Annotated in this window: 29 protein-coding genes, 1 tRNA gene and 1 pseudogene; 14 read left to right on the top strand and 17 right to left on the bottom strand. The window is 68.1% G+C overall.

The window, feature by feature from the left end; all coding sequences use genetic code 11:
* Positions 1 to 3: 3 nt before the first annotated feature.
* Positions 4 to 798 (top strand): MauE/DoxX family redox-associated membrane protein, encoded by a 795-nt coding sequence (locus ACIBQX_RS20810; protein WP_397006762.1) that lies wholly within the window; start codon positions 4 to 6, stop codon positions 796 to 798.
* A gap of 103 nt (positions 799 to 901) precedes the next feature.
* Here the strand turns inward: ACIBQX_RS20810 and ACIBQX_RS20805 are convergent, their stop codons facing one another.
* Complete coding sequence (locus ACIBQX_RS20805) at positions 902 to 2,083, bottom strand: AAA family ATPase (RefSeq protein ID WP_397006760.1); 1,182 nt, start codon at positions 2,081 to 2,083, stop codon at positions 902 to 904.
* A 234-nt stretch (positions 2,084 to 2,317) separates the two neighbouring features.
* On the opposite strand from ACIBQX_RS20805, the gene ACIBQX_RS20800 reads away from it, so the two are divergent.
* Genes ACIBQX_RS20800 through ACIBQX_RS20780 form a run of 5 tightly spaced genes read left to right on the top strand, consistent with a single transcriptional unit; the run spans position 2,318 to position 6,346 of the window.
* A complete protein-coding gene (locus ACIBQX_RS20800; protein ID WP_397006758.1) occupies positions 2,318 to 2,788 on the top strand; it encodes a SigE family RNA polymerase sigma factor in 471 nt (156 codons plus the stop codon).
* Positions 2,785 to 4,023: a TolB family protein gene (locus ACIBQX_RS20795; protein ID WP_397006756.1), complete on the top strand. Its 1,239-nt coding sequence runs from the start codon at positions 2,785 to 2,787 to the stop codon at positions 4,021 to 4,023. The genes ACIBQX_RS20800 and ACIBQX_RS20795 overlap by 4 nt, the downstream gene beginning before the upstream one ends.
* A gap of 11 nt (positions 4,024 to 4,034) precedes the next feature.
* The gene (locus ACIBQX_RS20790; RefSeq protein WP_397006754.1) at positions 4,035 to 4,493 is read left to right on the top strand and encodes a MaoC family dehydratase; all 459 of its coding nucleotides are present in this window, start codon (positions 4,035 to 4,037) and stop codon (positions 4,491 to 4,493) included.
* A gap of 54 nt (positions 4,494 to 4,547) precedes the next feature.
* The gene (locus ACIBQX_RS20785; protein WP_397006752.1) at positions 4,548 to 5,021 is read left to right on the top strand and encodes a SigE family RNA polymerase sigma factor; all 474 of its coding nucleotides are present in this window, start codon (positions 4,548 to 4,550) and stop codon (positions 5,019 to 5,021) included.
* Positions 5,018 to 6,346 (top strand): hypothetical protein, encoded by a 1,329-nt coding sequence (locus ACIBQX_RS20780; protein ID WP_397006750.1) that lies wholly within the window; start codon positions 5,018 to 5,020, stop codon positions 6,344 to 6,346. The genes ACIBQX_RS20785 and ACIBQX_RS20780 overlap by 4 nt, the downstream gene beginning before the upstream one ends.
* Here the strand turns inward: ACIBQX_RS20780 and ACIBQX_RS20775 are convergent.
* From ACIBQX_RS20775 to ACIBQX_RS20745, 7 genes are all read right to left on the bottom strand, one after another.
* Positions 6,330 to 6,587: a hypothetical protein gene (locus ACIBQX_RS20775; RefSeq protein ID WP_397006748.1), complete on the bottom strand. Its 258-nt coding sequence runs from the start codon at positions 6,585 to 6,587 to the stop codon at positions 6,330 to 6,332. The two genes, ACIBQX_RS20780 and ACIBQX_RS20775, sit on opposite strands and share 17 nt — an antisense overlap.
* Positions 6,584 to 8,137, bottom strand: coding sequence for a radical SAM protein (locus tag ACIBQX_RS20770; RefSeq protein WP_397006746.1), 1,554 nt, complete (start codon positions 8,135 to 8,137; stop codon positions 6,584 to 6,586). The genes ACIBQX_RS20775 and ACIBQX_RS20770 overlap by 4 nt, the downstream gene beginning before the upstream one ends.
* Complete coding sequence (locus ACIBQX_RS20765; RefSeq protein WP_397006744.1) at positions 8,134 to 8,868, bottom strand: prolipoprotein diacylglyceryl transferase; 735 nt, start codon at positions 8,866 to 8,868, stop codon at positions 8,134 to 8,136. Before ACIBQX_RS20765 ends, ACIBQX_RS20770 begins: the two co-directional genes overlap by 4 nt.
* Before the next feature lie 2 nt (positions 8,869 to 8,870).
* Positions 8,871 to 9,218, bottom strand: coding sequence for a hypothetical protein (locus ACIBQX_RS20760; RefSeq protein WP_397006742.1), 348 nt, complete (start codon positions 9,216 to 9,218; stop codon positions 8,871 to 8,873).
* 449 nt (positions 9,219 to 9,667) lie between these two features.
* A complete protein-coding gene (locus ACIBQX_RS20755) occupies positions 9,668 to 9,988 on the bottom strand; it encodes a hypothetical protein (RefSeq protein ID WP_397006740.1) in 321 nt (106 codons plus the stop codon).
* Between the two features lie 10 nt (positions 9,989 to 9,998).
* Entirely contained in the window at positions 9,999 to 10,634 is a 636-nt protein-coding gene (locus tag ACIBQX_RS20750) for a response regulator (protein ID WP_397006738.1), read from the bottom strand.
* Between the two features lie 70 nt (positions 10,635 to 10,704).
* A complete protein-coding gene (locus ACIBQX_RS20745) occupies positions 10,705 to 11,868 on the bottom strand; it encodes a histidine kinase (protein WP_397006736.1) in 1,164 nt (387 codons plus the stop codon).
* 125 nt (positions 11,869 to 11,993) lie between these two features.
* Between ACIBQX_RS20745 and ACIBQX_RS20740 the strand changes: the two genes are divergently transcribed.
* Complete coding sequence (locus ACIBQX_RS20740) at positions 11,994 to 12,548, top strand: hypothetical protein (RefSeq protein WP_397006734.1); 555 nt, start codon at positions 11,994 to 11,996, stop codon at positions 12,546 to 12,548.
* A gap of 57 nt (positions 12,549 to 12,605) precedes the next feature.
* A tRNA-Arg gene (locus ACIBQX_RS20735) sits at positions 12,606 to 12,678 on the top strand.
* 199 nt (positions 12,679 to 12,877) lie between these two features.
* On the opposite strand, the gene ACIBQX_RS20730 is transcribed toward ACIBQX_RS20735, so the two are convergent.
* The 4 genes from ACIBQX_RS20730 to ACIBQX_RS20715 all read right to left on the bottom strand — a co-directional run bounded on the left by ACIBQX_RS20730 (position 12,878) and on the right by ACIBQX_RS20715 (position 15,732).
* Positions 12,878 to 13,141 carry a hypothetical protein gene (locus ACIBQX_RS20730; RefSeq protein WP_397006733.1) on the bottom strand — a complete coding sequence of 88 codons (264 nt, stop codon included), beginning with the start codon at positions 13,139 to 13,141 and terminating at the stop codon, positions 12,878 to 12,880.
* A complete protein-coding gene (locus ACIBQX_RS20725; protein ID WP_397006731.1) occupies positions 13,134 to 13,487 on the bottom strand; it encodes a DUF6247 family protein in 354 nt (117 codons plus the stop codon). The genes ACIBQX_RS20730 and ACIBQX_RS20725 overlap by 8 nt, the downstream gene beginning before the upstream one ends.
* Before the next feature lie 321 nt (positions 13,488 to 13,808).
* Complete coding sequence (locus tag ACIBQX_RS20720; RefSeq protein ID WP_397006729.1) at positions 13,809 to 14,264, bottom strand: hypothetical protein; 456 nt, start codon at positions 14,262 to 14,264, stop codon at positions 13,809 to 13,811.
* A gap of 454 nt (positions 14,265 to 14,718) precedes the next feature.
* Entirely contained in the window at positions 14,719 to 15,732 is a 1,014-nt protein-coding gene (locus tag ACIBQX_RS20715; RefSeq protein WP_397006727.1) for an NADPH:quinone reductase, read from the bottom strand.
* A 415-nt stretch (positions 15,733 to 16,147) separates the two neighbouring features.
* Here ACIBQX_RS20715 and ACIBQX_RS20710 point away from each other — a divergent pair.
* Positions 16,148 to 16,373: pseudogene (locus ACIBQX_RS20710) on the top strand (DUF4158 domain-containing protein); the annotation flags it as partial.
* A 180-nt stretch (positions 16,374 to 16,553) separates the two neighbouring features.
* Here the strand turns inward: ACIBQX_RS20710 and ACIBQX_RS20705 are convergent.
* Positions 16,554 to 17,285: an NADPH-dependent F420 reductase gene (locus ACIBQX_RS20705; protein ID WP_397006725.1), complete on the bottom strand. Its 732-nt coding sequence runs from the start codon at positions 17,283 to 17,285 to the stop codon at positions 16,554 to 16,556.
* A 59-nt stretch (positions 17,286 to 17,344) separates the two neighbouring features.
* On the opposite strand from ACIBQX_RS20705, the gene ACIBQX_RS20700 reads away from it, so the two are divergent.
* On the top strand, positions 17,345 to 17,893 hold the full coding sequence (locus tag ACIBQX_RS20700) for a TetR/AcrR family transcriptional regulator (protein WP_397006723.1): 549 nt from the start codon (positions 17,345 to 17,347) through the stop codon (positions 17,891 to 17,893).
* A 162-nt stretch (positions 17,894 to 18,055) separates the two neighbouring features.
* Here ACIBQX_RS20700 and ACIBQX_RS20695 read toward each other — a convergent pair whose 3' ends face one another.
* The 3 genes from ACIBQX_RS20695 to ACIBQX_RS20685 form a co-directional block, all read right to left on the bottom strand.
* Positions 18,056 to 18,931 carry a hypothetical protein gene (locus tag ACIBQX_RS20695; protein ID WP_397006721.1) on the bottom strand — a complete coding sequence of 292 codons (876 nt, stop codon included), beginning with the start codon at positions 18,929 to 18,931 and terminating at the stop codon, positions 18,056 to 18,058.
* Complete coding sequence (locus ACIBQX_RS20690; protein WP_397006719.1) at positions 18,928 to 19,149, bottom strand: hypothetical protein; 222 nt, start codon at positions 19,147 to 19,149, stop codon at positions 18,928 to 18,930. The genes ACIBQX_RS20695 and ACIBQX_RS20690 overlap by 4 nt, the downstream gene beginning before the upstream one ends.
* A gap of 103 nt (positions 19,150 to 19,252) precedes the next feature.
* Positions 19,253 to 19,720 (bottom strand): MarR family winged helix-turn-helix transcriptional regulator, encoded by a 468-nt coding sequence (locus tag ACIBQX_RS20685; RefSeq protein WP_397006717.1) that lies wholly within the window; start codon positions 19,718 to 19,720, stop codon positions 19,253 to 19,255.
* Positions 19,721 to 19,781: 61 nt separating this feature from the next.
* Here ACIBQX_RS20685 and ACIBQX_RS20680 point away from each other — a divergent pair, with 61 nt between their 5' ends.
* The 3 genes from ACIBQX_RS20680 to ACIBQX_RS20670 all read left to right on the top strand — a co-directional run bounded on the left by ACIBQX_RS20680 (position 19,782) and on the right by ACIBQX_RS20670 (position 21,447).
* Complete coding sequence (locus ACIBQX_RS20680) at positions 19,782 to 20,159, top strand: hypothetical protein (RefSeq protein ID WP_397006715.1); 378 nt, start codon at positions 19,782 to 19,784, stop codon at positions 20,157 to 20,159.
* A complete protein-coding gene (locus ACIBQX_RS20675; RefSeq protein ID WP_397006713.1) occupies positions 20,156 to 20,773 on the top strand; it encodes an NAD(P)-dependent oxidoreductase in 618 nt (205 codons plus the stop codon). The genes ACIBQX_RS20680 and ACIBQX_RS20675 overlap by 4 nt, the downstream gene beginning before the upstream one ends.
* A gap of 194 nt (positions 20,774 to 20,967) precedes the next feature.
* A complete protein-coding gene (locus ACIBQX_RS20670; protein WP_397006711.1) occupies positions 20,968 to 21,447 on the top strand; it encodes a hypothetical protein in 480 nt (159 codons plus the stop codon).
* Between the two features lie 53 nt (positions 21,448 to 21,500).
* Here ACIBQX_RS20670 and ACIBQX_RS20665 read toward each other — a convergent pair whose 3' ends face one another.
* The gene (locus ACIBQX_RS20665) at positions 21,501 to 21,818 is read right to left on the bottom strand and encodes a hypothetical protein (RefSeq protein ID WP_397006709.1); all 318 of its coding nucleotides are present in this window, start codon (positions 21,816 to 21,818) and stop codon (positions 21,501 to 21,503) included.
* 116 nt (positions 21,819 to 21,934) lie between these two features.
* Between ACIBQX_RS20665 and ACIBQX_RS20660 the strand changes: the two genes are divergently transcribed.
* Entirely contained in the window at positions 21,935 to 22,996 is a 1,062-nt protein-coding gene (locus tag ACIBQX_RS20660) for a hypothetical protein (RefSeq protein WP_397006708.1), read from the top strand.

Below are 22,996 nucleotides of genomic sequence, written 5' to 3'. Positions count from 1 at the left end.
CACATGCTGGCATCGCAACTGCCGGTCCTGATCGTCCTGCTGTGCCTGGGGACGGTGGCCAAGATCAGTGTCGTACGGTCAGGCGCGGAGGCCGGGGCGCTGGCCCAGTTGGGCCCGGCGATCCTGGTGCCCGATCGCTTCCGGTCGGCGGCACTGCTGTGCTGCGCGGTGGTCGAGGTGGTGCTCGCCGCCGGGCTGCTGGTCACCGCCTACCCGATCTTCAGGTGGGCCACGGTCGGGTTCTTCGCCATGTCCACGTACGTACTCCTCGAACTGCGCAGGCGGCGGCCCGATGCCGGCTGTGGGTGCTTCGGCGAGGTCAGCTCGGCGCCGGTCGGGCGGCGGTCGATAGGGCGGACCGTCGCGCTGACCGGTATGGCGGGGATGTCGGTGTGGGCCGAGGGGCCGGGCTGGCTGGCCTTCGCGCACCCGTCCTGGGAGTACGTGCTCGTCGGGGTGGCCGTGCTCGCGCTGCTGTCGCCGGAGATCGGGACACTGGCCGAACGCGCCCGCTATCGAGCCCCCTGCGAGCGGAGCCGCGGCCCCGCCGAGAACGTCACGCTGACGCGGCTCAGGTCGAGCGAAGCCTGGCAGGCCCACGAGTCGCACCTGACCACGGCCGAGCCGTACGACAGCTGGCGCGAGCTGTGCTGGCGCTTCTTCGCCTTCCGCAACCACGACGAGCACGATGTGGTCTTCGCCGTCTCGCTGGCCGGGCGTCGGCCGACGGTGCGGGTCGCGGTGGTCGGCTCGGAGGACAGCAAGCCTCTGCCGGTGTATAAACCCCTATCGGTGTGACGCTAGACAGGGCTAGATTTCCCTCGACGGGCATGACGATATAGCTCTATTGGGCTATCTAGCTTCCCCACTAGACAGCCCAATAGAGGTCTAGGGGTGCCGCTCAGACGGGCTGGGCACGCAGGAACCTCCCGAAGTGCGGCACGGTGAACGCGATCAGGCCGCGCTCGGCACTGTAGATCAGCCCCTTCTTGATGAGGCTGTCGCGGGCGGGGGACAGGCTGGACGGCTTGCGCCCCAGGGCCTCGGCCACCTCGGCGGTGGGGACCGGCTCGTCGCCGATCTCCGCCATGGCGTGCATGTAGTCGCGCTCGGCGGGGGTGGCGCGCTCGTAGCGGCTGCCGAAGAAGCCCACGGCGAGCTCCTCCTCCGCCTCGGGGGCCGACACCTTGACGTCGTCGAGGGTGATCGGGGTGCGCGGCGCCAGATCCCAGGCGACCTTGCCATAGGCCTGGACGAAGTAGGGATAGCCGTCGGCGGCGTCGTAAAGGGCGTCGAGCGCCTCCTGGGTGAACTCGACCTCCTCCTCGCGCGCCGGCAGGATCAGCGCCAGATCGGCCGCCTCGCGGTCGAGCTTGTCGATGCGCGCGTAGCGGAAGAGCCGCTCGGAATAGCTCTTGCTGGCCGACAGCACGCTCGGCAGGTGCGGCAGCCCGGCCCCGACCACGATCAGCGGGCCGCCCGACTGCGACAGCTCGTGGCAGGCGGCGCAGAGCGCGGAGACGTCGGCGGCCTGCACGTCCTGCATCTCGTCGATGAACAGGGCGATGCCGACGCCGAGATCGGTCGCCACGCCCGAGGCGTCGACGAACAGCTCGGTGAGGTCGATCTCCAGGTCGCCGGAGTCGGCCCGGCCCCGGCTGGCGGGCACCTCGATCCCGGGGGACCAGTGTGAGGTGCCCTTGGCCGCGGCCGGATCGCGCATGGCGAACGCCTTGAGCACGCCGAGGAACTCCTCGATGCGCTCCGGCGCGCGATGCCGGGGGGCCAGCTCGCGGATCGCCATGTGCAGGGCGGCGGCGACGGGACGGCGGATCGACTGATCGGGCCGGGCCTCGATCTTGCCCGTGCCCCACAGCCGCTGGATCGCCATGGACTTGAAGGTGTTGAGCAGGACGGTCTTGCCGACGCCGCGCAGGCCGGTGACGACCATGCTCCGCTCGGGACGGCCGCGGGCCACCCGCTCCAGCACGACCTCGAACTGCTGCAGCTCGCGGTCGCGCCCGGCGAGCTCCGGCGGACGCTGACCGGCTCCGGGGGCATAGGGGTTGCGCACAGGGTCCACGCTCTCGGACTCTATTGCCGGATATAGCGGCCGTCTTAGATTTGGGAAGAAAGTGCTACGGCGTGTCCGGGCAGGGGCGAGCGCGAGCACCGTCATCGGACACACCCCCTCTCACCTGGCCGAACCCTTGTTCGATTCGAGTACCTAAGACTGTAGCGCCCACTCGAACACCTGCGCGATGTTTTCGAGTAAAGAAGTTTGCAACGCGAAGCCCCGTTCAAGCGTCTGGGTGGTGTGGAGTTCGAGGATTTCGTCCGCGCCAGGGGGCCTGCCCTGCTCAGGTACGGCTACGTGCTCTCCGGCAACCCCGATGACGCCGCCGACCTGGTGCAGGAGGCGTTGCTCAAGCTGAGCGACACCTGGAGGCGGGTGCGGAACAAGGACAATCCCGAGGCGTACGTACGCACGATCATGGCTCGCCAGCACATCAGCTGGTGGCGCAGGAGGCGCCGGGAGCACCTGACGGACGACGTGCCCGAGGGCTCCTACACCGACCGCCACGCGACCGGCGAGCTCTGGAGAGAGCTGGCCACGCTGCCGAGGAAACAGCGCACCGTGCTGGTGCTGCGCTACTTCGAAGACCTGCCGGACCAGGAGATCGCCGACATCCTCGGCATTTCTTGCGGAACGGTGCGAAGCCAGGCCTTCCGCGCGCTCCAAACGTTGCGGGTCAGACCTGAGATGCTCGAAAGGGGACGGGCATGAGGACCGAGGCCGACCTGGTCGCCGCGCTGCGTGAAGGGGCGGACGACGCGCCGATGCCCGATCTGATCGCGGGTGTGGAACGGCTCAAGCGGCGGCGCGGCAGGAGACGTACCCAACTTCTCGCCGCGGCGGCGGTGATCACGGTGGCGAGCACGAGCATGGCGGTCGTTCTCAGGGGTGGACAGGTCGCTCCCGTGCAACCCGCCGTGACCACGTCCGCGAGCGTCGCGTCGCCGTCCGCCGCCGCCACGTCGACCCCGCCACAGGTGGAGGTGCCGACGGTCCGTGCCGCCGACATCTGGCCCGACGCGCTGTTCACGATGCCGGCGAAGAACGCCGACGGCTGGCGCTACCGGCCGATCACCGCGCTCAGCGCCACCGAGGTGCTGCTCAGCGCGGAGTCGTCGTTCGAACGAGCAGGGCGATTCGAGATTTACGACAGCAGTTCCGGCAAAGCCAGAGTAGTAACGGAAGCGCCGAAAAATCCGGACCTGAGGGGGTACATCACGCAGACCGCGACCGTCGACGGACGGAACATGGTCTGGTTCTCCTTCGGCCGGCAGGCGGACGGGACGCCGGCGCGCGACATCTGGACGGCGCCGCTGGCAGGCGGGCAGGCCAGGCTCGTCACCACCCGCACCGGCCCCGACGCGTCCATCGACGCGATCGCGGTCAACGGCGACAGGGTCGTCTGGTCACTGGTGCAGGGTGGCGTCTGGGAGGTGCCCCTGGCGGGAGGAACCCCGAGCCGGTTGCCGGGCGGCGACGGACTGCACCTGATCAGATGGCCGTGGGCGGGCGACGCGGGGACCGGCCCGGGTGACCAGAAACGCGTCCAGACCAAGGTCGTGGACCTGACGAACGGCTACGTCTCCGAAGTGGCCGCCCAGGAAGGGGTGACGGATCTGCGGTGCGCTCCGTTCTGGTGTTTCGGCCGCAGCACGAACGGCGGGGTCGTGCAGCGCATCGACGGGACGGACCGCCTGGAATCACGAAAGATCTCCCATGGAGGAGCCCTGCGGCCGTATCCCATCCTCGACCGCTTCCTGTGGATGGGCAGCAGCGTGTACGACATGTGGACCGGGCAGTTGGCGACCATCGACAATCCCGGCAACTGGTACGGCGCTGGGACGTCCTCCGAACCCAGCACGATCCTCTACTGGGGGGCCAGCAAGGGGGACAAGCCGGACAAACTCCGGGTGCTGAACTTGGCAGCCGTGCCGCCCGCGCAATAACGTTCGACCTCATGCGGACCTTCGCGAACGTACAAGAACTCAAGGCGAGCGTCGGCGAGAAGTTCGGCCCGACCGAGTGGCGCACGATCACCCAGGAGCAGGTCAACCTCTTCGCCGACGCCACCGACGACCACCAGTGGATCCACGTCGACGTGGAGCGCGCCAAGGAGGGGCCGTTCGGTGGCACGATCGCGCACGGCTATCTGAGCCTGTCGCTGCTTCCGGCGTTCATGTTCGAGCTCATCAGGGTCGAGGGCATCGCGATGGGCGTCAACTTCGGCCTGAACAAGGTCCGCTTCCCCCGGCCGGTGCCGGTCGGCGTGCGCGTCAGGGCCAGCGCGGAGTTGTCCGACGTCAAGGGCACCCCCGCCGGCTACCTGTCCAACCTGAAGATGACGATCGAGATCGAGGGCGAGCGGCGTCCCGCCTGCGTCGCCGAGACGCTCAGCCTGTACGTTCCCGCCCAATAACTTCTTTTTCGCTTCTCGTGCAACACAGGCGTGTCCTCGACGGTCCCTGGGTTCGTGGACCCAACTGAGTTCGACGAGTTCATCCGGACCCGGGGTGACGCGCTTCTTCGGTACGGCTACGTGCTGACGGGTAACTCCGAGGATGCGGCCGATCTCGTCCAGGAGGCGCTGGCCCGCCTCGGAGACGCCTGGCCCCGCGTACGCAAGAAGGACAGCCCCGAGGGCTACGTGCGCACCATCATGGTCAGGCTGCACATCAACGCGTGGCGACGGCGGCGCCGGGAGGACCTGGTGGCCGCCGTGCCCGAGAGCGGCCGGTTCGACGACTACGGCGACGCCGACCTCTGGGCCGAGCTCCAGGAACTGCCGCGCAGGATGCGGGCCGTGCTCGTGCTGCGCTACTACGAGGACCTTCCCGATGCGGAGATCGCCCGGATTCTCGGCGTCTCGCGCGGAACCGTACGCAGTCAGGCCGCCCGTGCCCTGGACAAGCTCCGGATCAAGCGAGTGCTGCAGGAGGCGCGATGAGAAGCGAAGAAGACCTGGTCAGGACCCTGCGCGCCGCCGCCGACCAGGCGGCGCGGCCGCCGGCTGCGCCCGGCTCGCCGGCGGCCGGCTCGCTGGCGCACGCGGTCGCCGCGCGCCGCCGCGCCCGGCGGTTCCGGCAGCGGGCGCAGGTGGCGCTGGCCGCCGCCGCGGTGGTGATCGTGGCGGGAGGCACGGCGACCGTCCTGTCGGGCGGGGGCGGGCAGGTGCAGCCGGCCGTCACGGTGGACGAGCCTAGGGTGAAGGAGGTGTTTCCGCAGGTGAAGCCCGCTGGCGAGGTGTGGCCCGGGGCCGTCGTCAAGATGCCTGCCAAGGCCGCCGATGGCTGGAAATATCGCCCGGTGACCGGCATCAGCCCGACCGAGGTGCTGGTGACCGCCGAGTCGTCCTTCGAGAAGGCCGGACGCCTGGAGGTGTACGACACCTCGGCCGGGACGGCGCGGGTGGTGGGCGAGATGCCCGCGCCCGAAGGGGTGAAGGGCTACTACTCCCAGGCCGTCGAAGTGGGGGAGAAGTACTACGCCTGGTACGGCGAAACGCCGAACAACAGTGATAAATGGGCAGATTTCTGGATCATGCCAAGAGAGGGCGGCAAGGCACGGCAGGTAGGCGAGGTCACCGGCGACCTGTCCCGAGTGGAGCGGATCGGCGTCACCGACGATCACCTCGTCTGGTCCGTGGACCAGGGCGGCGTCTACCGCATCCCACTGACCGGCGGCGCTCCCGAGAAGATCGCCGACGACCTCCACCTGACCTCCTGGCCCCTGGCGGCCGGCTACGCGCCCGGCGGGCGGGGGGAGAAGAACCAGAACCGCGTCGTCAACCTGGAGACCGGCCAGTCGACGGCCATCAAGGCACCGCCCGGCGTCACGAACCTGACCTGCGCCATCGAATGGTGCTTCGGCGTGCAACGCGACCGCACCGTCAGGCAGCGGATCGACGGGTCCGGCCGCGAACCGCTCCCCGACGGCCTTGGTCCCTACCGCGAAGTCCTCGGCGGTCGGTTCCCGCTCCTCTCGCCCCCCGGCGGTGACCCGGCTAAGCAGTACATCCCGGTCAAGACCGTGTACGACCCCACGACCGGCCTGTTCGGCGGTGCCCACAGGCGTTCGCCGGAGGGCAGCAGCTACGGCTTCGGCACCTCCTCCTCGCCCACCACGATCATGTACTGGGACGAGGACAAGAAGCAGCGTCGGGTATGCCGGACAACCTCCCCCACGGGGGCTACGTCCTGCGAGACCAAGGAGAGCGGCGGCGGTAAGGAGTTCACGGTGCTGAACACGCTGGCCATCAGATCAGGGAGTTGACGATCGCGGCCGCCGCCACCAGCGCGAGCAGCCCCAGATAGCCCAGTACGAGCCGGGTGTCCCGCAGCACGCACTTGCTCCGGGTCAACCCGGCTCGCCGCGCCTTCCAGTACCCGGCGAACCCCAGCCCCGCGAACCCCAGCAACGCCCACGGCCCCAGCAGCCAAGCCAGCAGCGCGATCGTCGCGTACACACACAACCGGAGCGGATCGTACGGCTCCGCCTTCTGCTCGGTGGTCACGTGATCACCTCCAGCGGAAGCCGTACCCTCGGCTCGGACGCCACCGCGGACAGCCGCTGGGCCGACAGTTGCGGCCACGCCTGCACCGCGCAGAACGGCGCGCACTGATCCTGGGCGGCCCGCGTGCCGACGTGCACGCAGCACTGCGTGAGCCGCTCCTCGATCATCGTCGAGATGTCCATGAACGGCTTGACCGTGATCCGCACCACCCGCTCGCCCAGCATCCTGCGCAGCTTCTTACGCCTGCCGGGCAGCGCCGACGAGGCCAGCGTGAGCAGCGTGGACACGCCGAGGTCGCAGTTCTCGCAGATGTTGCGCCACAGGTCGCCCATCTGCGGGTGCGACAGCGACGACTGCTCCGACAGCAGTCCGAGCAGCGACTCCTGTACGGCCAGCCGCAGCTCGCGGGGGATCTCGGTGTCGGCGATCCGGTTGGAGACCAGGCCCAGGTTCTCCTTGAGCCGGTCGTGGCCGATCAGCGCGACCAGCGAGCGCCACTGCCGGGAGTCGTCGCGGATGAGGTAGCCGACCGAGCAGCAGTGGGGGTGCGAGCACGGCAACGCCGTCAGGTCGCGCCAGGTCACCAGGCCGCCGGTCTGCGGGCCGAGCCGCTTGAGCACGCCGGTGTGCGTGAGCCGGTCCATCGGGTCGATCGCGCCGGACCTGCCCGAGCCGAACTGCGGCTGCAACGACACCCCGCCGACGAACGGCGTGTCGAGTGCGAGCCGTACGACGTCACCGATCTCGTCGTCGTTCACGCCCAGCGCGGCGGTCATCACCAGCGTGGTGAAGATCTCCCGCTCCGACAGCCGTTGTACGGCCTGCGCCTTGAGTTTGCGCAGGTCACCGCCCCGGTGGTGTCGGGAGGACTCGGCCGAGGAGCCGTCGTACTGCAGGTAGACCTCGACCCGCTCGCGGTGCTCGGTGAGCAGGTCGAGCAGGGAGTCGTCCCTGGCGATCAGGACGCCGTTGGTGTTGATCAGGATGCGGGTGATGGGACGCTCGTGCAGCTCGGCCAGGAGCGTCTTCAGCTCGGGATGCAGGGTCGGCTCGCCGCCGCTCAGCATCAGCACGTCGAGCCGGCCGTTCTCCCTGGCGAGCCGCTGGTCGATGTTGGCGAGCACCTCACGGACCGGGACGACTCCGCTCAGGTCGGGCGAGCTGCCGGCGAAGCAGGTGGGGCAGCGCAGGTTGCACGCCTCGGCGATGTCCTCCAGGAGAATGCAGGTGTGCTGGGTCTGCATCTCGGGCAGCCCGTCCAGATAGGCGGCCGGAACCGGCGCGAAATTCCCCGAGATATCCGGCAGGTGCTCCTTGGTGGGAGCGGTCCATTCTTCGAGGTACGCGAGAATCTCCGGATCCTCGTCGTAGAGCGTGCGCACCAGCCCGTGCTTCCGGCACCCGCGCTCCAGCCACACCTTGCCGTCCCTGGCCGCCAGATAGCCGCTCAGCCGCTCCACCTGGTCCAGGTCCTGGCCATGGCAGTGGGGGCAGAACGCGTTGACGTATCTGAGAATGCGGTCACCCCGCAGTCCCATTCCTGAGCTCATGTCATGACCTTTCGCCGGAAAAGTGGATCGTAGTGGCCGCGCCGCCAGCCGTACGCCACCCGCAACCCCAGCAGCAGCAGGCCCGGAACGAGAAAGCACTGCGGTCCGGTGAGCTCCAGCCACAGAATCTCGTTCGCCCGGGTGAACTCCACGAGGAACCGGAAGGTGGCATATCCCGCCAGATAGAGCGTGAACAACTCACCCGGCTCGGTAAGCCGCTTACGCGCCCAGATCAGGGCGGCGAACGCCGCGAGATGGAAGACGATCTCGTAGATGAACGACGGGTGCATCGCCTGCCCGGCCAGACAGCCGGGACACTCCGGCGTCGACGCGGGCGCGTGCACGCCCCATGGCAGGTCCGTGGGCCGTCCAGGCGCTTCGGTCAGATGACAGCCGATCCGGCCCACCGCCATGCCGAGCGCCACCGCCGGAGCGAACAGGTCGCCGGTGCGCTCCCGGTAGCCGATGATCCGCTTGGCGATCAGGACACCGACGTACGCGCCGGTCAGGCCGCCGAGGATGCTGCGTGAGCCGTACATCCACAGGTCCGCGAGGCTCAGCGTCTCCAGCCAGCCCGCCAGTCGCATGCCGATCGCACCGCCGACCAGCGCTCCCGTGACGGCGACCAGCGACTGCTCGTTCAGCGCACCCCGACTGCGGGCCTCGCGGACGAAGACCACGGAGGCCACCAGCACTCCCAGGCCGACGAAGATCTCGTGAAGAGGCAGCATGGTCAGCCGTACAGGCCCGGATTGATGCCCGTACAGAAGCCGGCTGTGGTGATCGACCACAGCGCCCAGCCGATCATGAGCCCGAGGCCCATTCCGGTGGCCCACGGTTTACGGACGAACAGCAGCCCGACACCGGCGACCAGGCCGACGAGCACCAGGACCACGGCTCCGACGACGAGAAAGGCGGTGGCGCCACCGGTGCCGCTCGAGTTGGACTGGCTCAGGGCGGCGAAGAAGATGAAGAACCCGAGCACGGTGTTCACGGCGCTGTAGACGCCGACACCGGCGAAGACCATCGCGACGGTGACGCCTGTGGAGTTGTCGGCGGGCGGGGGCGGAGGCGGCGGCATCCACTGCGGCCCCCCTTGTGGCCCCGGCCCGTACGGGGGAGGCCCGTAGGGCGGCGGCCCTTGACCGGGCGCCCCATGCCAGGCAGGACCTTGCGCGAACGGTCCTTGCGGTGGGCCCTGCTGCCCTGACCACCCCTGCGGCCCTTGCCCTTGTCCATGCCCTGCTTGCGACCCGGGCGGCCCCTGCTGACCTTGCGGGTCCTGCGGGTCCTGCGGGTCCTGCGGGTCCTGTGGGTCCTGTGGGTCCTGTGGGTTCGCTCCATACGGCGGTGGTGGCCCTTGTACGGGCGGCCCTTGCGGAGGCGGCGGCCCCTGCGGTGCCTGGTGAGGCGGGGTCCAGGTCTGGCCGTTGTCGTCCGGCTCCTCTGGTGGCGGTGTGCTCACGTGATCTCCCCTCCGATCCCGAACAGGGTAGAGGGCGTGGATCGCCGCCCGATCAACGCCACCACCTAGGCATACAGCCCGGGATTGAGCCCCGTGCAGAAGCCGGCCGACGCGATGGACACCAGCGCCCAGCCGATCATCAGCCCCATCCCCAACCCCCGCGACCAGGGCTTACGCATGAACACCAGCGTCAGCCCAAGCCCGATGGCGAAGACGGCGAGGAACGCCGCCCCGACGCCGACGCCCACGCTGGACTCCGTGGCCAGGGCCGCGAACCCCACCACCACATTGACGACGATGTACCCGAAGACCCCCACGAACGCCAGCCCGACGATCAGCCCCGTCTGACGAGGTTGCTGCGGTGGCTGAGGCGGTGGCGTGCTCACGGCGTTCAGACTACGGCCCTATATCCCCCTCTGAGTAGTAGATGGCGGCCTGGACTCGGCTCCGCAGGTTGAGCTTGTTCAGCACTCGGCTGACGTGGGTCTTCGTGGTGGCCTCCGCCATGTCGAGCGCTCTGGCGATCTCCGCGTTGGACATCCCCTGCCCGATGCAGGCCAGCACCTCCCGCTCGCGCGGCGTCAGAGTGGCCGTGTCACCCTGCTCCCGGCGCGGAGCCTGCTCGGCGAAGGCCGAGATCAGCCGCCGTGTCACCCCCGGCGAGATCAACCCGTCCCCCCTGGCCACCAACCGCACCGCATCGACCAGCGAATCGGCATCAGTGTTCTTCAGCAGGAACCCGGCAGCCCCGGCCCGCAACGCCCCGAACACGTACTCGTCAATGTCGAACGTCGTAAGAATCAGCACATCGGTCACCCCCGCCAACTCCTTGGTGGCGGAGATCCCATCCATCCGGGGCATGCGCACATCCATCAACACCACGTCAGGCCGCGTCTCACCGGCCAGCGCCACGGCCTCCACACCATCGGCCGCCTCACCCACCACCTCGATGTCGTCCACCCCATCGAGGATCATCACGATCCCAGCCCTGACTGCCGCATGATCGTCAGCCACCAGCACTCTGATGGTCATCTTTCCTCCAGCTGGGTCATATCGCCTCGCCATACGGATCCGCACAGGCGTCGCCTCGTGCGTTGCACGATCATGGAGGAACCCCGTCCGACGCAGGCTTGTCCGGCGCGGGCTTGTCCGACGTGGGAAGGGTCGCGGCGACACGCCAGCTGCTGTCCCGGGGGCCGGCCTCGAACTCGCCGCCCACCAGTTTGGTCCGCTCCCGCATGCCGATCAGCCCCACCCCAGCGCCTGGCAGGCTCGCCTTCCTGCCGTTGACCGGGTTGTCGACGATCAGCGACACCTGGTGAGGCTGGTAGCGAATGCTGACGGCGGCCGGTTGCTCGCCGTGTTTGAGGGCATTCGTTAGCGCCTCCTGAATGATGCGGTAACCGGCCAGATCGACCGAGGGAGACAGTTCGCGCGGCTCGCCCTCGACCTGGAAATCGACGGCCATCCCCGACTGCCGGGACCTGTCGACCAGCGTTTCCACGTCGAGCAGCCGCGGCCGCATGGCCTCGCCCTCGTCGCCTTCCTGCCGCAGCAGCCCGATCATGGACCGCATCTCGGCCATCCCCTTCACGCTGTTCTCGCGTACGGACTCCATGACCTTGCGCACGGTCGACGGATCGAGGTCCTTGCGGGAGAGCGCGGCGGTGGACTGGATGGCGATGGCGCTGAAATGGTTCGCGATCATGTCGTGGAGCTCGCGGGCCATCCGCGTCCGCTCGGCGGTGATCGCCGCCTGGCGGTCGAGCTCGGCGAGCCGTACGACCTGCTCGGCCTTGGCGCGCTCGATGACCACCTGGTCACGATGTTGCCGCAGGACCATCGCGGTGGTCACCGGCGTCACCAGGACCAGCGCCAGCTGGAAGCCGACCAACGCCAGCAGCCGCCAGTCCCCGGCGATGAACCAGCCGGCGGCCCCTGCCGACACGGCGAGCACGGTGGTGATCCCCAGGAGCCACCGGGAGAACCGCGCCGGACCGTACAGCGCGGCGGAGTAGAGATTGTCGGTGTAAACGAGGACCGTCCCCAGCGACGGCCCCACGAACGCGTCGAGCACGACCCCCACGGTGCCCAGCCCGAGCGACCAGAGCGGCGCGCGCGTCCGCAGCAGCACGGCTGCGCACACGATCGCCAGCGGAATCACCTGCGGCCCCATGGGCGCGTCGCGGCGCAGGGAGGCCCCGGCCACGATGAGGATCAGGCCCATGAGGAAGGCCAGCCCGGCCCACAGGGCCACGCGTTTCATGCCCCCTATCCCACCACCGAACGCGACCGTTTCCCTCCTTCGTCGGTCAGCCTGTGGATACACACTTCGATGTATCCACAGGCTCGTCTTCTCAGGGGATGAAAACCCGGAAAGCATCCGTGAGCATGAATAACGTGCTTGTTGCCATCATCATCGCTTGTGAAGTCGGCTTCTGGGTGCTGCTCGCCCTCGGCCTCGCCAGCCGCTACCTGTGGGGCCTCCGCCGGCTCAGCAACGTCCTCCTGATCAGCGTCCCGCTCCTGGACGTGATCCTCCTCGCGGCCGCGGTGTTCGACATGCGCGGCGGCGCCACGGCTGACCTCAGACACGCCCTCGCCGTGGCGTACCTCGCCTATTCGGTTGTTTTCGGACACCGCACCCTGCGCTGGGCCGACGCCAAGTTCCACCACCGCTTCGCCGACGGCCCCCCGCCACCGCGGCCTCCGGCCGGCGGCATGGCCAGGGCTCGGTACGAGTGGGTGCTCTGGTTGTGGATCGCGGTCGCGTATGGAGTGGCCTGGATGATCGGATTCGCTCTGGTCTGGCTCGTGGGGGATCCGGCACGTACCGAGCCGTTGATGGACCTGGTGGGAGGGCTCAGCAAGATCGTGCTGATCGCCCTTCTCTGGCCGGTCAGCTACACCCTCTGGCCCAAGAAGGTCGAGCCGGCGGAGTCATGATTGCGGAAACCGGTTCGAGGCACGGCTGAGGACCCGCTATGCTTGTTCCAGAAACGAGCGGCCGTAGCTCAATGGATAGAGCATCTGACTACGGATCAGAAGGTTACGGGTTCGACTCCTGTCGGCCGCACTCACTCGCAAGGCCCGCCACCAGGGAAAACCTGGAGCGGGCCTTGATGTTTGTCAGGACAATTTCGGGATCTTGCTAACAGCGTGGCCGGCTCTACTTATCGAGGGCCTGGGCGAAGACGTCCGCAGCAACACCGCATCACGTGATCACATGGCGTCGACCCATATCCACCGCTTCAGCGGGGGCGGACGAGGTCGCGTCAATCCATCCAGGTAACGCGAACGATCAGCACAAGGCGCAGATGCTCCGCGACGATGAAGTTGAGGAACCCGCGACCGCCGAACAGATCGAGCGTCCGAAGACCTGCCCCATGCAACGAGCCTCTGCCGGCGTGGACCGCATCTCTTCCGAGGACTGCGAGTTGGTCGGCAAGCCGCTCAACCTCATGGATGACGGTCGGCGGAAGCCCAGCGATGACATGCTCGGCGTCGGGGTTGTACTCCCAGGTCCAGGCGTCACTCACCGATGGCCTCTCGGCGTGCGGATGTCGTGATCTCGTTGATTTCCGCCAAGGTCGAGTCCAATGTGACTCTGTCGGTTGCGGTGGCGACCTCCGTCTCCAACGCGTGCAGGCGGGCTGCTCGGGCGGGGTAGCGCTGAATTGCCACGAACTCACCCCATTGTTGCAAGAAGCTCTGCAGGGGTGCCACGGTGCTTTGCCGAGCCGCCTGCTCGGTCGCCTGGTCGAGGTGGTCGACGAACTGGCTGAGATAGGCCGGAGCGATCTGGGCGACTGCTGCCCTGAGGGCGGCGGTGGTCAGTGGCGGGCAAGGGATCAGTGCCTCGCTGTCTTGATGCGGGGTGGACATCGTTGACCTCCAAGCTGTTACGCCTTCACGCTATCGGTACAACCGACCCCTTCCACCGTTGAGCTGCAGGTCAAAGCCCTGATGTAGATGGCCGGTGTCCCCGCGTCCCTGGCGGTGGGTCTGGAACGCCTGATCCTCAGAATAGACCTCTGCTGTATGACGAGGCCGCCTTTGGCTCAGACGTCACCATCCTGCCGTCGAACGATCAGCACCCCGGAGCCATAACCCACCACCCTTTCGGCTGGGCCCTCAACCACGGGAAGACGAGTGCTAGGCGAGCTGCTGCTGACGAGGCGTCCCCCTTCCCTACGGATCAGGTGGTCAGGTGTCGTACATGCCGTCCCACGGTTCGTAGAAGCCGATGTTGTTCGGGTAGAACTCGGCGTGTTCTTCGCCTTCGAAGGTCTCGATGACGAGGCCGAACAGCACTCCGTCGAACGTGTACCGGAACGGCCGGATGGCGATGTCGTCGAAGCGAAGGCCCGGAAGCGCGTCGAGCCAGTGCTTCAGGCGCCCGTTGGCGAGGTCGACGGCTGCCCGATGGTCGTCTTCGGCGCCGGTGTGCTCGACGCGGGAGTCGAGGTGGTGGCCGGCGGCGTCGAAGGTGTGCAGAACGGCGTACCAGCGTTTGTGCGCCCTCCAGTCATCGGTGCGGGTGTATCCCTCGCGGAAGGCGGCGATGACGGAGCCGAAGAACTGCCCGCCATCCCAGTGGCCGATCGTGCCGGTGTGGTAGTCGGGTTCGTAGACGATGGGGATGATCTCGGGTACTGCCATGCGCTGGAGAGTAGCCATCGGGTCCGACAACCACTCCGGACTGTCACGATCTTGCTAACGTCGGCGCTAACAACATCCTTGAACACCCCTGGACGGCTCTGGAGTCCCCGAGGCCAGGCGTCCCAAATGACCAGCAGTTTCTGTCGGTGGTGGGCGTTGCCGGACGTCTCTGGCCCTCCGGGATGATCCTGGAGGGCCTTTTTGATCTCCGTACAGCAGCGTTGTACAGGAACGCGGGCTTATACGGCCGATCTTCTACCAGTGTGTACGCGCCATGTCCGGGGCAGGCAGGGTGACGTGGTTGGTCACAGCAGGGCCTGCCTGCTGGGGTACACGCGCCGCCACCGGGACCGGCACAGGGTGCGGTGGCGGCGGATGAGGCGGCGAGGTCGTTCAGGGAAGGGAGGCGGCGGTGGCGCCGGGCTGGCCGTGGCCGCACCCGGCGCCGCCGCCGTCACGCCGTGGGGTCGACGATCACCTTGCCCACCGCACCGTTCTGCAAGGCGAGCTGCGCCGCGGCGGTCTCGGCCAGCGGGAAGCGAACCACCGGCAGGCCGTGCTCCTCGCCCACTCCCATCGCGCCGTCCCGCACCGCCGCCGTGACGTCGTCGGCCGCGGCCGCCATGCGCTCGGCGTCGGTGAAGAGCAAGAGGAACTGGAACCGAGCGTTGAGCTGTATGTTCTGCAGGATGTCCAGCTCTACCTTGGGGCTGTCGTCGGCGTAGACCGCGATCGTGCCGCCGTTCTTGAGCACCGCCAGGTCGAGGCCGATGTTCTTCGCCACGGCGACCTCGACGATGATGTCCACGCCGTCTTTCGCCACCGCGCGGATCTCGGCCGCCGGGTCGCCCTCGCGGTAGTTGACCACGTGGTGCGCGCCGGCCGCGGTGGCCAGCGCCGCCTTCTCCGGCCCGCTGACCGTGGTGATCACGGTGGCGCCGGCCCAGCGGGCGAGCTGGATCGCGGCGTGCCCGACCGCGCCCGCGCCGCCGGTCACCAGCACGGTGCAGCCGTCCAGCGCGTTGGGGGCCAGGCGGCGCGGGCCGTCCTCGGCGACGGTGAGCGCTCGGTGCGCGGTGAGCGCGGGCACCCCGAGCGATGCGCCCACCGCGAACGACGCTTCCTCCGCCAGCGGTCGCACCCAGGACGCGGGCACGACGGTGAACTCCTGGGCGGTGCCGGTGTTGTAGCCGAACCCCGCCATCATCACCCACACCCGGTCGCCGGGCGCGAATGTCTCGACGCCCGGACCGACCGCGTCGATCACGCCGCCGCCGTCGTGGTGCGGGGTCACTTCGGGATATGGCATCGGCCACGCGGCGCTGGAGCGTGCCCTCCAGTCGGTCGGGTTGATGCCGGAGGCGTGGATGCGGACGCGGACCTCGCCGGGCTCGGGCTCGGGCACGTCCCGCTCGATGAGTTCCAGGACGGACGGATCACCGATTTTGCGGTACACGATGGCTTTCATTTTCTCTCCATGGTGGTGTGACAGCGGCCGGGCGGTCTTCTCAGGAGTCGTCCGCCGCGGGGGTCGATGGCGAAGTCGTCACGGGACAGGGCGGTCGGGTCCCACCGGCGCTTGAGGTCCCGGCGCCGCCGCAGGTGGGTGCGCGGGAAGGCGCGTGCCAAGGCCTCCGGGCCGATGTCGGTCTCGAAGCTCAGGTACGTGCCCTCGAACAGCGACAGGAGATGCCGCCGGCGGTCCTCGTACTCGGGTGACGTGCCGACGAGGGCCGCGATCAGGAAGTTGGCGTCGCCTCAGGCGTACGCGGTGGTGGCGGCGACGGCACCCCGGGTGGCCCCAGCCAACTATTTGATCTTCCGCTCGTCCTGCTCCCTGGGCCTGCCCTACCTTCGGCGTCTATGCCGGTTGAGTTCTTGAGCGCTTCTCGGGTGCTCCGTCGCAGGTGGGAGCTGGAGCGGTTCTTCTACCTGGACGACGCGGATCGGGCGTTGATTGCTGAGCGGTGGGGGGCGCACGCCCGCCTCGGCTTCGACCTCCAGCTGACGACAGCCCGTAACATCGGGCGCTTCCTGATCGACCCGCTGGACGTGCCCGAGGAGGTGTTGACATATCTCGGCGAGAAACTCGGGATCGAGGATGTCTCGCAGATCACCTCCAGAAGCATCTCCGGGATCACCCGCTGCCGTGGCGACAGCACCTGCGCAGCGAGTCATGGAGACGGTGGGTGGCCTCATCCCGTATCCAGGCGACCAGCCGGGTCAGCGTGGTCACGCCCGGGAGCAGGGTCAGTCAGGCCTTCCCTGACCGGCCCGAGAAGCCGCGGTTCAGGCGTTCGGACGTTGAGCCGCCGCCAGCGCCGCACGGACCTTTTCGGCACTCGCTGACCCGCCGGGGTCATCCATGGTCATTTCCTGCGGATTTTTGAAATACAGCCCAACGTAGGTTGGAGCGTCGCGCTGGAAGCGCCAGCTGTCGGCAAGGGCTCCGGCGTCGACGATGTCGAAGCCGAGCAGGTCGAGCAGTTGGGTGGCGGCGGCCTTCGCTTCCGTTGCGTCACCGGCGATCGGCAGGACCGAACGATCGGGCGCGCCCGTCGGGCGCGCCAGCGTGGGCAGGTGTTTGACCCAGATGTTGTTGAACGCCTTGACGATCTTGCTGTCCGGCAGGTGCTGCTGGAGAAGCTCGCTACTCGTGACCTCCTCAGCGTCCAGCTCCGCAATCGAGCCGTCGCGTTCGGGATAGTAGTTGGTCGCGTCGAGTACGACCTTGCCGGCCAGCGGCTCCACCGGGATCTGGCGGTAGTGGTTGAACGGCACGGCGACCACGACCCAGTCGCCGGCGGCCGCTGCTTCCGCCGGGGTGGCGGCGCGGGCCTGTGGTCCCAGCTCCGCGACCAGGTCGGCCAGGGTTTCCGGGCCGCGGGAGTTGCTGAGGACGACGTCCAGACCGGCGTCGACAGCGAGCCGGGCGAGGGCGCCGCCGATGTTTCCGCTGCCGATGAGTCCCAGGGTGGGCTGGTGTGACATGCGAGGACCTCCTAGAATCGGGATGGGCATCCCGCTTGTTCGCAATATACGGGATGGCCGTCCCGTTTGTCGATAGAGAGGTGCGGACCATGGCGGACGAACGCGCGTTGCGGGCCGATGCGCGGCGTAACCGGGCACGCGTGCTGGAAGTGGCGGCCGAGGTGTTCGCCACCGAAGGGCTTTCCGTGCCAATACACGAGATCGCTCGCCGTGCCGGGGTCGGTACCGGCACGGTGAGTCGGCACTTCCCGACGAAGGAGGATCTCCTCACCGCGATCATGACCACCCGGCTGGTGGAGCTCATCGCCGAAGCCGACGAGCTCGCCGGCCGAGAAGATCCCGGCACCGCCTTCTTCGCTCTCTTCGCCGCTCTGGTGCGAGCGGGTGCGGCCGACTGCGGGCTGGCCGAGCTGGCCGGAACCGATCGCCGGTTGGACGCCCTCGGCGAACGCGCGGGCGCCGACCTGTGCGGACGGCTGCACGAACTCCTTGCCGCCGCCCAAAAATCGGGCGATGTGCGAGACGATGTCAGCTACGCGGACATCAGGGCGCTGATGTCGGCTTGCATGGCCAGGAAAGAAGACCCGCTGGAACCGATCCTCGCCGTCGTCACCGACGGACTGCGAAAGAGGTCCTAACAGAAAGATCAGCGGACAAGGCGGCGCCGGCTACCCCGTGTCCGTCCCCCCTCGCCCTGAGGAGCATCCCGACGAGTGTGGGATCGCTGAGCCCGGACACCCCCTCTGAACAGGTGCTCGTGTCGAATGCGGACATCACCGGTCTCGCCACGGATCAGAGGTTCAATCCCGGCTCACCACGTTGTCCGATCGGTGTGTGTCCCAGGTTTGGGACTTTAGGTCGAAGGTCAGGTGCAGGGAGAAGTCGTCAGATAGGGGTGAGCCGAGCCGCCACCGCGTGGGGGTGAAGCCCATGGTGACCTGTCCGCAGGGGTCGCTGGTCAGGACGGTGCCGACCCAGTGTTCGCTCTCTCGGAGCATGTTCTCTGCCATGGAGAGCTGAGGTTCGGCAACCATGACCGACTCCGAGTGCTCGTCGAGAAGCGCGGATCCGCCGAACAGTGCGATCAGGCGGGTGAGGATCCGCGCGGGCATGGTCGGGTCAGTGCTCTGCACATGGAGATAGCAGTCATCGTGGCCTGAGTAGAACACGCGTGACTGCGGGAATTCACGCAGGAGCCAAGAGTCTTGGCCCTGGAGGTGGAATGCGAGTGCGACTTCGTCCGCCACATCATCGGGAAGCGGCCCCTCCGCGTCCATGATGTCGGCACCGTAATGGCTCCAGTTGCCGTCGAAGAACCGGTGGAGATCGTTCCAGCTCATCGTGAGCAGGTCACTTGGCGCTGATCCACGGGCTTGCGTCCAGGTGATGTCATGGGCGGCGAACTGGACCCCTTGCTGTCGAGCGATCTCACGGGAGCGAAGGGGATCGCCATGAGGATCGAGCCAGGAGTAGTGATCGATATTCAGGACCACAGCGGTGTTCTGCGCTGCTGAGCTGAGCACGTCTATGAGGTCGCAGGCTCGCGCCGCGGTTCCGTTGACGATGTGGATGCCCTGGGATGCGCTGACGTCGACCGTCAGCGGAAAACCGGTGCCGTCGAGGCCGAGTCGGTTGGTTCCGAAGGCGTTCCAGGCATCGACACGGACGTCCTTCATGAGCCGCTGTCTTCGTGCCAGGTCGCTGGTGGGTCGATGACCGGTTGCCCAGGATGCGGGAGGGCCGCTGGTTCGTCCTCGATGGAGTGGACCTCGAAGTACGGCAGGTTGCAGCGGTCGGTTACGACGGCGGCCGGAACCTGGGCGCGCAGTTGCTCACAACCGAGGAAGTCCTGCACCGGCATGGCCGGCACCCCGGCCTGTTCCTCAGCGGTCATACGCGATCCGTCCTGGTCACGTGATCTACGGTACGCGAGCGGAGTCCGCCGGCAGCGTCGTGTGCTCGCCCGGGCCACACCGATCACCGCACGAGGGGGCGGCTCATCCTCGGTCGGCGACTTCGGCCGCCCACGCGCGCAGCCCGGCCAGGAAGCCTTCGCGCTGCTGAGGCGTAAGCGCGTCCATCGCGCGCAGGAGCGGGCCTGCTCGCATCTCCAGGAACTCCGCCACGACGGCGCGGTGCTCTGGGCTGAGGTGGACGAGCGTGCGCCTCCGGTTGGCCGGGTCGGGGGCGCGGTCGGCCAAGCCGGCTCGGCACAGGTCGCTCACCAGGTCGCTGGCGTTGGGCAGGGAGACGCCCAGTCGTGCGGCCAGTTGGGAGACGGTCAGCGGGGAGTCGATGCCGAGCTGCGTGACGACCGCACCGTGGCGCCGGGTAAGGGAGTGGCTCTCGAAGACGGTGCGCAGGCCGTCGGGCATTCCCGGCGCGGGGTGCCGGCGGAAGTAGACGGCCACCTGGGGGATCAGTTCGAGGATCTCGCGCCGGGCCGCCTCGGAGTTGCTGGACATGGACACGGAGTCTACAGTTCAAAAAATCGAACAGTTAAAATATTTGAACTGTGGAGGTGTCGTGTCGAGACAGCGTGCGCTCCGGGTCAGCCTGCGCGTCGACGGCGTCGGGACGGCGATCTTCGGCGTCCTGGTGCTGGCCGGCGGGCAGAGGCTGGCCGACGTGATCGGTGTGCCCGGCTCCTGGATTGTTCCCATCGGCGTCGGCATGCTGGGCGGAGCCGTCCTTCTGCTCGTCTTCAGCGGCCGTCCCGCCCTGCCTCGTGTCGCGGTCGCGGTCAACGCCGGCTCCGGCGTCGCCATGGTAGGAGTGACGGCAAGCGGCGTCCTGCCGCTCACTGGGCCAGGCATCGCCTTCATGCTGGCCGGGGCCGCCTGGGTGGCCACGTTCGCGATTCTCGCGGGTGTCCTGCTGCGCCAGGCGGAGGGTGACCGATGAAGATCGTGGTCTTCGGCGCCAGCGGCGGCACAGGGCGCGCGTTGGTCGAGCAGGCGCGGGCGGCCGGCCATCACGTCACGGCGGTAGTGCGCGCGCCGGGAGATCTCGCCGACGCCGTCGTGGCCGACATCTTCGACCCCCCGTCGCTGATCCCGCTTCTGACCGGGAACGACGCCGTCCTGTCTGCGCTGGGGCCGCGCGGGCGTACCGCGACCTCGGTCTGCTCGACGGCCGTGGCGGGGATCATCGAGGCGATGGCAGGGGCGGGCGTACGCCGGATCGTCGCCATCAGTGCTCAGCCGGTGCTGCGCGGCGGGGCGGGGGAGCCATGGTGGCACCGCCTGACCACCCGGCCGCTGCTGCGGACGATCTACCGCCACGTCTACCGTGACCTGGAACGCATGGAGCGAACCCTCTCGGCCAGCGACACCGACTGGACAGTCCTGCGGCCGCCCTACCTCACCGACGACCCGCCCGTTGGCCGCTACCGCACCGCGATGGACGCCAACGTCCCCGGCTGGAGCCTGGCACGGAGCGATCTCGCCCGCGCCATGCTCGACGCCCTGGACCACCCCGCCACCATCCGCCGGGCCTTGGGCGTCGGGCCGAACTGAGGAAGCGCTCCGTGTTGGGCGGGCGGCTCTGGCTCAACGGCTTGTAGAGATGGCCCACGCTGAAAATCCAGTACGGGGCACGCGCTGATCGCCTCCCAGCAGTGGATCTCCGCCGAGAAGGTCAGCGGCCTCGTCACCGCGATCACCACTGGACGAATTAGCCTGGAGACCGCCAACGAGGAGCGGGACCGAACATGAGCGACACGCCTTCCGCCGGCAGCCGCGACGTCCCCGGAGCGGTCGGCGTGTTCCTCGTCCTCGCCACCGCGTTGCTGCTCGTCTGGGCGACCGGTTCATGGCTCAGCAAGATGTTCGACTGGACGGACCAGGGTTTCTCGTCGGCATCCCTCCTCCAGCTCGCGGGCTACTCCATCGGCGGTGCGCTGAAATATTTCGCGATCTTCGCCTGGCCTGTGCTGCTCGTCCAGATCGGGCGGGCGCTGTCCCGGCGGCGGTACGCGGCCATGAGCGGCGTCCTGCTGGGCGCTGGGCTCACCACCTTCGCTCTGACGTTATGGCTGGGCGGCGACAACACCCCGGTCACGACCTGGCCGCACTGGCTCCTGGTGGGGACGGCGCTGCACGGGACGCTCGCCGGGATCGCCGGGTTCGGCCACTGCGCCTATCTCACCCGGAAATCACGAAAGGCAGGAAAGCCGGAGAATTCCCTCTGACCGGCCCCCTGCACCCTTCTCACCTCGACCGACCGTTGATGGTGGCCTACTGATCAGCGGGGGCGGCTGAGGGCGGCCTCGGCCAGATCCGTCCATTTCTCGGCCCAGGAGTGGGGCACGACCACCCAGTCCTTCACCGCCCTGCCCTGCCCCGAGGGGTCGAACAGGGACGCACCGGCCAGCTGGAGCGCGGATGTGTGTTCGGGGGTGTCCCTGACCAGCCGGAACACCATCGCGCCGTCGCGCTGCAGGCTCGCGAACACCTTCCCCGCCTGATCTTTGAGCGCGGGTCTCCCCATCATCCTGGAGATCCGTACACCCAGGTCGGCCAGCTCGGCGCCGACCTGCTTGAAATCCTCTTCCGCACTCATCAGCAGTCGGCCCCAAACTTCATGGCGGTGTGGTCGAGCAGTTCGTCGTCCATCCTCGACGCCGGTCGTGAGGCGCTAACGTACCAGGCCATGATCACAGTAGGGACGGCGTGGTGATGACGCGTCTTCATGTCTGGCGAGAGGGTGAAGCGAACCTCGCGGCGGCCGACACGACCCGTAGCCCGGCGGACGGTACGCGCCTGTTGCCCCAGGCGATCTTCCCCAGGCGATACGAGCACCGAAACCACAGCCGGCGTGGGGACTTCGATGTCGCCCCCGACCTGCGCACCGCCGTCTACTACGCGCACGACGGCCTCGTCTTCTGCATCGACACCTCGGGCGCTGTCGTATGGGAGCGTGATCTGCACGCCGCAGGCGCCCCGGAGGGTATGACCTTCGTGACACTCGGCTACGACGACGCCGGCCGCGTGTGGGCGCTTTGGTCGCTCCAGCGGAGAGGGCGCGGAGCCGACGGCAGGGTGGACGAGTGGTGTGTGCTCGACGCGGAGACGGGGGCGGTCCTGGCTCGCGCCGGCGTGGAGGTTGCGGGAGCCGCGCGCATACTGGCCCATCCGGACGGGAGCATGCTGCTCGTCACCAGGGGGATGTACTGGGGTTTTGCCACATATCACGGACGGATGGCCGACGGCAGGCTCACTGTCGCGGAGCTGGACGCTCCTTGCTGGGAAGGTCGCATCATCTGCGATGTGTCTCCCAGCGGGGCCATGCTGGTCAGCACGGGGGCGGAGGATGGCGACCCGGATGTCCGGGTGCACCGATACCCGGACGGTGAGGTGCTCTCGACGTTCACGGTCGAGGACCTTGTCCGAGGCGCCGACGAGCCGCAAGAGCCCTACATCTCGACGGGCGGTGCTGGGTTCATCGACGACCATCACCTGATGATCACGGTCGAAAGGGGTGATGACGACGTCGAGCATCCTCATGAGGTGGACTGGGAGATCCACGTCGTCGTCGATCTGCGGACCCGCCGATCCGCGGTGCTCCCACCGGAGATCGGCGGCGACAGCACGTCGATCGAACCCTTCGGCGACGGCACTTACCTCACGCATCAGATGTTCGGAGACGCCCACTACCGACTGCCGGACGGATTCGTCACAGGGCGCACCGGGCAGGACGCCGGTGCGCCGGGGTCGGCGCCTTTCACCGGCATGCGGTAG

It is taken from the genome of Nonomuraea sp. NPDC049714 (assembly GCF_044465295.1).
Taxonomy (GTDB): Bacteria; Actinomycetota; Actinomycetes; order Streptosporangiales; family Streptosporangiaceae; genus Nonomuraea.
Note: the sequence above shows the minus strand (reverse complement) of the source record. Positions and strands in the feature narration are given on the sequence as shown.

What these genes read in the sequence shown, in the direction of transcription:
- ACIBQX_RS20795 (WP_397006756.1), top strand. Translation starts at nt 2,785, where the DNA reads ATGAGGACCGAGGCCGACCTGGTCGCCGCGCTGCGTGAAGGGGCGGAC.
- ACIBQX_RS20780 (WP_397006750.1), top strand. Translation starts at nt 5,018, where the DNA reads ATGAGAAGCGAAGAAGACCTGGTCAGGACCCTGCGCGCCGCCGCCGAC.
- ACIBQX_RS20760 (WP_397006742.1), bottom strand. Translation starts at nt 9,218, where the DNA reads ATGCCGCCGCCTCCGCCCCCGCCCGCCGACAACTCCACAGGCGTCACC.
- ACIBQX_RS20725 (WP_397006731.1), bottom strand. Translation starts at nt 13,487, where the DNA reads ATGTCCACCCCGCATCAAGACAGCGAGGCACTGATCCCTTGCCCGCCA.
- ACIBQX_RS20750 (WP_397006738.1), bottom strand. Translation starts at nt 10,634, where the DNA reads ATGACCATCAGAGTGCTGGTGGCTGACGATCATGCGGCAGTCAGGGCT.
- ACIBQX_RS20660 (WP_397006708.1), top strand. Translation starts at nt 21,935, where the DNA reads ATGACGCGTCTTCATGTCTGGCGAGAGGGTGAAGCGAACCTCGCGGCG.
- ACIBQX_RS20790 (WP_397006754.1), top strand. Translation starts at nt 4,035, where the DNA reads ATGCGGACCTTCGCGAACGTACAAGAACTCAAGGCGAGCGTCGGCGAG.
- ACIBQX_RS20685 (WP_397006717.1), bottom strand. Translation starts at nt 19,720, where the DNA reads ATGTCCAGCAACTCCGAGGCGGCCCGGCGCGAGATCCTCGAACTGATC.
- ACIBQX_RS20675 (WP_397006713.1), top strand. Translation starts at nt 20,156, where the DNA reads ATGAAGATCGTGGTCTTCGGCGCCAGCGGCGGCACAGGGCGCGCGTTG.
- ACIBQX_RS20665 (WP_397006709.1), bottom strand. Translation starts at nt 21,818, where the DNA reads ATGAGTGCGGAAGAGGATTTCAAGCAGGTCGGCGCCGAGCTGGCCGAC.
- ACIBQX_RS20770 (WP_397006746.1), bottom strand. Translation starts at nt 8,137, where the DNA reads ATGAGCTCAGGAATGGGACTGCGGGGTGACCGCATTCTCAGATACGTC.
- ACIBQX_RS20715 (WP_397006727.1), bottom strand. Translation starts at nt 15,732, where the DNA reads ATGAAAGCCATCGTGTACCGCAAAATCGGTGATCCGTCCGTCCTGGAA.
- ACIBQX_RS20695 (WP_397006721.1), bottom strand. Translation starts at nt 18,931, where the DNA reads ATGAAGGACGTCCGTGTCGATGCCTGGAACGCCTTCGGAACCAACCGA.
- ACIBQX_RS20700 (WP_397006723.1), top strand. Translation starts at nt 17,345, where the DNA reads ATGGCGGACGAACGCGCGTTGCGGGCCGATGCGCGGCGTAACCGGGCA.
- ACIBQX_RS20670 (WP_397006711.1), top strand. Translation starts at nt 20,968, where the DNA reads ATGAGCGACACGCCTTCCGCCGGCAGCCGCGACGTCCCCGGAGCGGTC.
- ACIBQX_RS20690 (WP_397006719.1), bottom strand. Translation starts at nt 19,149, where the DNA reads ATGACCGCTGAGGAACAGGCCGGGGTGCCGGCCATGCCGGTGCAGGAC.
- ACIBQX_RS20720 (WP_397006729.1), bottom strand. Translation starts at nt 14,264, where the DNA reads ATGGCAGTACCCGAGATCATCCCCATCGTCTACGAACCCGACTACCAC.
- ACIBQX_RS20740 (WP_397006734.1), top strand. Translation starts at nt 11,994, where the DNA reads ATGAATAACGTGCTTGTTGCCATCATCATCGCTTGTGAAGTCGGCTTC.
- ACIBQX_RS20810 (WP_397006762.1), top strand. Translation starts at nt 4, where the DNA reads ATGCTGGCATCGCAACTGCCGGTCCTGATCGTCCTGCTGTGCCTGGGG.
- ACIBQX_RS20705 (WP_397006725.1), bottom strand. Translation starts at nt 17,285, where the DNA reads ATGCCCATCCCGATTCTAGGAGGTCCTCGCATGTCACACCAGCCCACC.
- ACIBQX_RS20765 (WP_397006744.1), bottom strand. Translation starts at nt 8,868, where the DNA reads ATGCTGCCTCTTCACGAGATCTTCGTCGGCCTGGGAGTGCTGGTGGCC.
- ACIBQX_RS20745 (WP_397006736.1), bottom strand. Translation starts at nt 11,868, where the DNA reads ATGAAACGCGTGGCCCTGTGGGCCGGGCTGGCCTTCCTCATGGGCCTG.